Consider the following 7581-nt stretch of genomic DNA (forward strand, 5'->3'; position numbering starts at 1 on the left):
CCACGCGCGGCTCCTGATCTTCGACTGCAGCTTCGACCTGATGAAGCCGCATGCCGGCCGCGAGGCCTGGCTGCAGGCCCACATCCCCGGCGCGCTGCATGCCGACCTGGACCAGCACCTGAGCGCCCGCCATGGAGCGCCCGGCCATGACGGCCGCGTGCTGGTCGCGCACGAGGCCGACCGACCGGCCTCCGGCGGCCGGCATCCACTGCCCAGCCGCGAGCGATTCGCGGCCTGGCTCGGCAGCATCGGCTTTGCCAACGACATGCAGGCGGTGGTCTACGACCGCAACGGCGCCAACTACTGCGGCCGGCTGTGGTGGATGCTGCAATGGGCCGGCCATGCGGCCACCGCCGTGCTCGATGGCGGCCTGCAGGCCTGGCAGGCCGCCGGCCTGCCCGTCGCCAGCGGTGAGGAGCCGGCGCACTTCCAGAGCAATTTCGTGCTGGGCGAGCCGCGCGTGAAGCTGGTCGACACCGCCGCCGTGCGCGCCGCCATGGACAGCGGCGCCGCCCCCATCGTCGATGCCCGGGCCGCCCCGCGCTACCGCGGCGAAGTGGAACCGCTGGACCCGATCGCGGGTCACATCCCCGGCGCGCTGAACCGGCCCTTCGTGGACAACATCGGACCGGACGGCCGCTTCAAGCCCGCCGACCAGCTGCGCGCCGAGTTCGAGGCGCTGCTGGGCCAACGTGCCAGCACCGGCGCGATCCACCACTGCGGCAGCGGCGTGAGCGCCGTGCCCAATGTGCTGGCCGCCCGCATCGCCGGCCTGCCCGAGCCAGCGCTGTATGCCGGCAGCTGGAGCGAATGGAGCAACACCCCTGGCCTGCCCACCCGGCACGGCCCCAACCCGTGAACCGCATGACCGTTCGACGCCTCACCGCCCTGTTCGCCTTGAGCCTCGCGACCGCCGCTGTGCCCGCCCTGGCCCAGCAGAAGCCCGCCCCCCGCGCCCAGCATGCCCATGTGCATGGCAAGCTGGAGCTGGACATCGCCATCGAAGGCACCGCCGTCACCATCGAAATGGAGGCGCCGCTGGACAGCCTTCTGGGCTTCGAGCGCGCGCCGCGCACCGATGCCGAGCGCGAGGCCGTGGCCAGCATGACGAAGCGCCTGCGCGCGGCCGATCAGCTCTTCGTGATCGATCCGGCGGCCGGCTGCAAGCTCGGTCCGGTGCAGCTCGATTCGCCCGTGCTCAGCGGCGACAAGCCGGCCGAGGCCAAGCCATCTGCCGGCGCCAAGGTTGGCGATGCCAAGGCCGCAGCCAAACCCGCTGCGAAGCCCGCAGAGGACGTCGACCATGCCGACCTGGACGCCAGCTTCGCCTTCAACTGCGTCGATGCCTCGCGCGTGCGCTACATCGAGGTGCAGCTGTTCGACGCGTTCAAGAACCTGCGGCAGATCGAATCCGAGATCGTCGCGCCGCAGGGCCAGTTCAAGCGTGTGCTGCGCCGTCCCGCCACGCGGCTGACCTGGGACAAGTGAGCGCCGCCCCCGTCCTCGAAGCCCGCGGCCTGCGCTTCGGCTGGCCCGGCGCGGCGGCGCCCTGCATCGACATCGACCATTTGGCCGTGGCGGCCGACGAGCCGGTGTTCCTGTACGGCCCCAGCGGCTGCGGCAAGAGCACGCTGCTGTCGCTGCTGGCTGGCGTGCTGCTCGCCGATGCCGGCGAGGTGCGACTGCTGGGCCAGAACTGGTCGCGCCTGGGCGGCAGCGCCCGCGACCGCCGGCGCGTGGACCATGTGGGCTACATCTTCCAGCAGTTCAATCTGCTGCCCTATCTGAGCGTGATGGACAACGTGCTGCTGCCGCTGCGCTTCTCGCCGCGCCGCCGGGCCGAGGGCTCGCGCGCGCAGGCCGAGGCGCTGCTGGCCCGCATGGGCCTGGACGCCACGCTCTGGGACCGCAGCGCACTGCAGCTGTCGGTGGGTCAGCAGCAGCGCGTGGCCGCGGCGCGGGCGCTGGTCGGCCGGCCCGAGCTGGTGATTGCCGACGAGCCGACATCCGCCCTCGACGAAGAGCGCCGCGAAGCCTTTCTCGACACGCTGATGGCCGCCTGCCAGGAGGCCGGCAGCGCGCTGGTGCTGGTCAGCCACGATCCGCGCATCGCCCAGCGCTTTGCGCGCCAGCTGCACCTGCCCTCGCTCAACAGGGCCGCGACGGCCACCGCCACCGCATGAACACGCTGCTCGCCATCGCCGCCCGCAGCGCCTGGAACCGGCGCTTCACGCTGGCGCTCACCGTGTTCTCGATTGCGCTGTCGACGCTGCTGCTCCTGGGCGTGGAGCGCATCCGCACCGAGCTGCGCGACAACTTCTCGTCGGCCGTGTCGGGCACCGACCTGATCGTCGGCGCCCGCACCGGCAGCACGCAGCTGCTGCTCTACTCGGTGTTCCGCATCGGCGCCGCCACCAACAACATGGGCTGGAAGAGCGTGCAGGATCTGCAGGCCCACCGCGGCGTCGCCTGGGTGGTGCCGATCTCGCTGGGCGACTCGCACCACGGCTTTCCGGTGCTGGCCACCACGCCCGAGTACTTCAGCCGCTTCCACTACGGCGACCGCAAGCCGCTCGTCATGCGGGAAGGCAAGCCCTTCGAGCAGCTCTTTGATGCCGTGCTGGGCGCCGACGTGGCCGAACAGCTGGGCTACCGCCTGGGCCAGAAGATCACGCTGTCGCACGGCAGCGGCGAGCTCTCGCCCGAGCATGCCGACAAGCCCTTCACCGTGGTCGGCATCCTGGCGCGCACCGGCACGCCGGTGGACCGCACCGTGCACATCGGCCTGGAAGCCATGCAGGCCATCCACCTCGACTGGGTGGCGGGCGTGCCGGTGCCGGGACTCACGATTCCGGCCGAGCAGGTGCGCAAGTTCGACCTCAGCCCCAAGAACGTCACCGCCGCGCTGGTCGGCCTCAAGAGCCGCGCCGCCGTGTTCGCGGTGCAGCGCTGGGTGGCCGGCTATACCGAGGAGCCTTTGATGGCCATCCTCCCCGGCGTGGCGCTGGACGAGCTGTGGCAGGTGGTCGGCGTGGGCGAGAAGGCTTTGCTGGTGCTGTCGGGCCTGGTGGGCATCGTGAGCCTGGCCGGCCTGGTGTCGGTGGTGCTGGCCGGCCTGAACGAGCGCCGCCGCGAGCTGGCCGTGCTGCGCGCCGTGGGCGCGGGCGCGCGCCATGTGCTGGCGCTGTTGGCACTGGAAGGGGCGCTGGTCACGGCCCTTGGCGTGCTGCTCGGCGCCATCGCCGCCGCCATCGCCCTGGCCCTGCTGGGGCCATGGCTGCAATCGAGCTATGGCCTCGCGCTGACGATCTCGGCTCCTACACTGAACGAATGGACCTTGCTCGGTGCGCTGCTGGCCGCCGGCTGGCTGGCCAGCCTGCTGCCGGGCTGGCGGGCCTATCGCCTGTCGCTTGCCGACGGACTTTCTCCCAGGATCTGACACCATGCCCATTTCTTTGCGCACCCTGCTTGCCGGCGTCGGCGCCGCTTTCATGATGGCCTCGGCCCTGGCTGCCGGCCCGGCGCCCGAAGCCACCACGGCCACCAATCCGCTGGGCGGCAAGAGCAGCAGCCCCGCCAAGCCCGCCGCGGGTGCCAAGCAGATCACCTGGGTCGAGCTGGTGCCGCCCGGCTGGGACCCGGCCAAGGACTTCAAGGACATCGACCTCGGCAAGCTGGAGGACAACGACCCCCGCGCCGCCGAGTTGCTCCAGAAGATGCAGGACGTGCTCAACAACGCGCCCACCAATGCCGCGCTCAACGGCGTGCAGGTGCGCCTGCCGGGCTTCGTGGTGCCGCTGGAGGAAAGCAAGGGCCTGGTGAGCGAGTTCCTGCTTGTGCCGTACTTCGGCGCCTGCATCCACACCCCGCCGCCGCCGGCCAACCAGATCCTGCACGTGCGGCCGCGCACGCCGGTCAAGTTCCGCGCCATGGACGCCGTGTGGGTCAGCGGGCCGCTGCGCACCGAGCGCAACGATTCGATGATGGGCGCCAGCGGCTACAGCATGACGGCCGAAGCCGTCACCAAGTACACCGAGAGCGGCAAGTAGACCTGACGGTCAGCTTCCCGCAGGTCGTCTGGCCGCCAAGACCTACAGGCTCGCGCGGGCAACGCTGGCAGAAGCAGCCCGTCAGCATTCGAAACTCATCGACACCCCTGGTCACACAGCCGAGGCGCCGCAGGTGCACCGCGACGGATGCGGCACCGTTGACCAGGGACCGGCAGGACTTCTCGTCCTGCCGACCGATGGGGACTTCCAACCATGCCCGCCTTGCCTTCTCTCGCCGCCGCGCAACCGTCGCGCCCGGCCGCAGCACTGCGCCCCTTGTGGGCGGCCCTCACGCTGGCCCTGGCGCTCGGCGCCTGCAACCAGACGTCACCGTCGCCCGAGGCCCAGGCACCCGCCCCGGCCCCTTCCCCCGCAGCCCAGGCCGTGCCAGCCGCCGCGCCGGTTCCTGCGGCCTACACGCCACCTTCGGCCAACGAGCTGTACCGGCTGGTCGCGCCCATCGCGCTGTACCCGGACAAGCTGGTGGCGCAGGTGCTGGCCGCCTCCACCTATCCTGACCAGGTGAGCTCGGCCCACCAGTGGCTGATGCAGAACCCGCAACTCAAGGCGGGCCCCCTGGCCGATGCTGCCAATCAGCAGCCCTGGGATCCGAGCGTGAAGGGCCTGACCGCCTTCCGACGCGTGCTGGACCAGATGGCCGGCAACATCGCATGGACGACGGCCCTGGGCCAGGCGTACTACAACGACCCGACGGACGTGATGAACGCCATCCAGGTCATGCGCCAGCGCGCCCGCAGCGCCGGGGAGCTCAAAAGCAGCTCGCAGCTCAAGGTGGTGCAGAGCAGCGCGCCGCCGGTGCAAGCGGTCACGGCGCAGCCCGGGGTGGTGGTGCAGTCCGCGCCTGTCGTGGTCGAGCCGCCGCCGACCTACATCACCATCGAACCCACGCAGCCCGACGTGGTCTACGTGCCGCGCTACGACCCGCAGGTCGTGTACGGCGCCCCCGTGCCCTACTACAACGGCTACAGCTATACGCCCCCGCTGCAGGTGGCCGAGCCGGTGCCGGTGCAGCCGGTGATCGTCGGCGCGCTGGCCTTCGGCGCCGGTGTCATCGTCAGCTCGGCGTTGCAGCGGCATGACTGGGGCTGGCGCAATTGGGACCTGCGCTGGGGCAGCCCGCCGCCGCCCCCGCCGCCGGGTGGTTGGGGACGCGACCGCCCGCCGCCGAACTGGCAGCGGCCGGCCGTGGTCTACAACAACAACATCTACATGCCTCCATCCGCTCCCGGCTACGGCCCGCCACCCCGCGCATGGGGTGCCCCGCCTACCGGCGGTCCAGATCCACGCATCCTGGCCGTCCAGCAACAGCAACAGCGGGAGTTGGCCGAGCAGGCCGCACGCCAGAGCCAGGAGCAGCAGCGGCAGACACAACTGATGCAGCAGCAGATGCAGCACGACCAGCAGATGCGCGACATGGCGCAGCGCCAGGCCGACGAGCAGCGCCGGATGGCGGACATGCAGCGCCAGCAGGCCCAGCAGCAGCGGCAGTTCGCCGACCAGCAGCGGGACATGCAGATGCGCCAGCAGGCGGCGCAGGCACAAAGCCTCGAACAGCAGGACCGCATGCGACAGGCCCAGCAGGAGCAGCAACGCCAGCAGCAGGAGGCGCAGCGGCAGCAGGCCGACATGGCCCGCCGCCAGCAGGAGATGCAGCAGCGCCAGCAGCAGGACCAGGCACGGCGCCAGCAGCAGGCAGCAGAGGAGCAGCAACGACAGGTGCGCGCCCAGCAGGACCAGCGCCAGGCGCAGGCCCAGGCAGAACGTGAGCGGCAGCAGAGCCAGATGCGCGACCAGCAACGCCAGATGCAGCAGCAGGCGCAGGAACAGGCCCGTCAGCAACAACAACAGCAACAACAGCAGGCCCAAGAACAGGCGCGTCGCCAGCAGGAGCAGATGCAGGCGCAGGCCCGGCAGCAGCAGCAGGCCCAGGAACAGGCACGCCGCCAGCAACAGCAGGCCCAGGAGCAGGCGCGCCAGCAGCAGCAACAGTTGCAGGAACAGGTCCGGCGTCAGCAGCAGTTGGCCCAGGAGCAGATGCGCCAGCAACAACAGCAGATGCAGGAGCGCGCGGGCCAGCAGCAACGGGAGGCGCAGCAGCGCATGCAGGAGCAGATGCACCAGCAGCAACAGCAGGCCCAGCAGCGCGCACGGGAGGCGCAACCGGGTCCCCGCGACGGACGGGACGGACCGCATGGTCCGGGCCGGCCGCCGCGCCCCGGCGAGCAGCCGCCGTCCTGATCGCGGCGCCCCGCGTCGGCGGATCGCGCAAAGGCGTCAGTGCCGGTGCGGCGCCGAGGCCCCTTCCGGCCGCTCGGTTTCCAGGCCGTGGACATGCCCATGCTCATCGCCATGAGCGAGCCGACTGACGCCCGTGACCAGCACGATGCCCGCCAGCAGCCACAGTACCTGCAACACCGTCTGGCGCGCGGCCAGCCTGCGCTGCAGTTGCGGGATCAGATCGGCCAGGGCCACATAGGCGAAGCTGCTCGACGCCAGCACCAGGAAGTACGGCAGCCAGCCATGCAGGCGCTCGACCAGCCACCAGCCCAGGACGCCGCCCAGCGCCGTGACGGTGCCGGCCAACGACACCTTGATCAGCGCGGCGCGCGCATCTGGCGAGGTCTGCCGCAGCACCACCAGATCGCCCACGTGGTGGGGCACCTCGTGGGCCAACACCGACAGCGCGGCCAACAGCCCGAGCCGCGTGTCGGCCATGAAGGCCGAGGCGATGAGCACGCCGTCGCCGAAGCAGTGCACGCTGTCGCCGGCCAGCACCGCCCAGCCGCCCACCCGGGGCCCTTGCGCGTGACCGTGGCCCGCCCCGCCATCGGGGGCATGGACATGCGCATGACCCGCGTGGTTGTGCCCATGACCCGCATGGTCGTGCCCGTGCGCCGCCGCTCCTGGATGAATGTCGGCGGCGGGGCCGTGGTGGTGTTCATGCCCGTGGTGCCACAGCTCGGCCTTGTCGAGCAGGAAGAAGAGCACCAGCCCGCCCAGCAGCACGGCGAACAGCACCGAGGGTTCCAGCCCGCTCTCGAAGGCCTCCGGCAGCAGGTGCATGAAGGCCGTCGCCAGCAAGGCGCCCGCGGCGAGGCTCAGCAGATGCTGAGGCCCATGCCCCGCATCCTGCGTCCGTCCCCGCACGCCCAGGCGCAGCAGCATGCCGGCGATCCAGACACTCCCGATGCCGGTGACGAGGGTGGCGAGCAGGATCTGGAGCAGCTTCATCGGGTGCGGGCAAGACGGGAGGAACGGACGAAAAAAAGCCGCCCGAAGGCGGCCCGTGCCGGAGCGTCCGGGTGGCGGGCGGGCGCCATTGTCGGCGGCCCGGCGCCACGACGGGTGATCAGGCGACGCCGTTGGCCTTGAACCAGGCCGTGGCGCGCTTCCAGCCGTCTTCCGCGGCGCCCTGGACGTAGCTGGGCCGGTAGTCCGCATGGAAGGCATGGCCCGCCTCGGGATAGACGACGAACTGCGAGGCCTTGGCCGCAGCCGAGCCCGCGGCCAG

General features: G+C 71.1%; 8 protein-coding genes. 6 read left to right on the forward strand and 2 right to left on the reverse strand.

What is annotated here, in order from left to right; genetic code table 11:
- The 6 genes from QZ772_RS24875 to QZ772_RS24900 form a co-directional block, all read left to right on the forward strand.
- The coding region (locus QZ772_RS24875; RefSeq protein ID WP_295532455.1) for a sulfurtransferase at positions 1-859 on the forward strand (859 nt) is incomplete at its 5' end.
- A gap of 5 nt (positions 860-864) precedes the next feature.
- Positions 865-1488: a DUF2796 domain-containing protein gene (locus QZ772_RS24880; protein ID WP_295532456.1), complete on the forward strand. Its 624-nt coding sequence runs from the start codon at positions 865-867 to the stop codon at positions 1486-1488.
- A complete protein-coding gene (locus QZ772_RS24885; RefSeq protein ID WP_295532457.1) occupies positions 1485-2183 on the forward strand; it encodes an ABC transporter ATP-binding protein in 699 nt (232 codons plus the stop codon). Before QZ772_RS24880 ends, QZ772_RS24885 begins: the two co-directional genes overlap by 4 nt.
- Positions 2180-3439: an ABC transporter permease gene (locus QZ772_RS24890; protein ID WP_295532458.1), complete on the forward strand. Its 1260-nt coding sequence runs from the start codon at positions 2180-2182 to the stop codon at positions 3437-3439. Before QZ772_RS24885 ends, QZ772_RS24890 begins: the two co-directional genes overlap by 4 nt.
- Before the next feature lie 4 nt (positions 3440-3443).
- Positions 3444-4049 (forward strand): DUF3299 domain-containing protein, encoded by a 606-nt coding sequence (locus QZ772_RS24895; protein WP_295532460.1) that lies wholly within the window; start codon positions 3444-3446, stop codon positions 4047-4049.
- A 222-nt stretch (positions 4050-4271) separates the two neighbouring features.
- Positions 4272-6308: a DUF3300 domain-containing protein gene (locus QZ772_RS24900; protein ID WP_295532462.1), complete on the forward strand. Its 2037-nt coding sequence runs from the start codon at positions 4272-4274 to the stop codon at positions 6306-6308.
- Positions 6309-6344: 36 nt separating this feature from the next.
- Here QZ772_RS24900 and QZ772_RS24905 read toward each other — a convergent pair whose 3' ends face one another.
- Both QZ772_RS24905 and QZ772_RS24910 read right to left on the reverse strand, forming a co-directional pair.
- Positions 6345-7301 carry a ZIP family metal transporter gene (locus QZ772_RS24905; protein ID WP_295532464.1) on the reverse strand — a complete coding sequence of 319 codons (957 nt, stop codon included), beginning with the start codon at positions 7299-7301 and terminating at the stop codon, positions 6345-6347.
- 118 nt (positions 7302-7419) lie between these two features.
- Positions 7420-7581, reverse strand: a 162-nt coding sequence (locus QZ772_RS24910) for a dienelactone hydrolase family protein (protein ID WP_295532466.1), incomplete at its 5' end; no start/stop codon positions are given.

The organism is uncultured Pseudacidovorax sp., assembly GCF_913773995.1.
Lineage (GTDB): Bacteria > Pseudomonadota > Gammaproteobacteria > Burkholderiales > Burkholderiaceae_C > Xenophilus.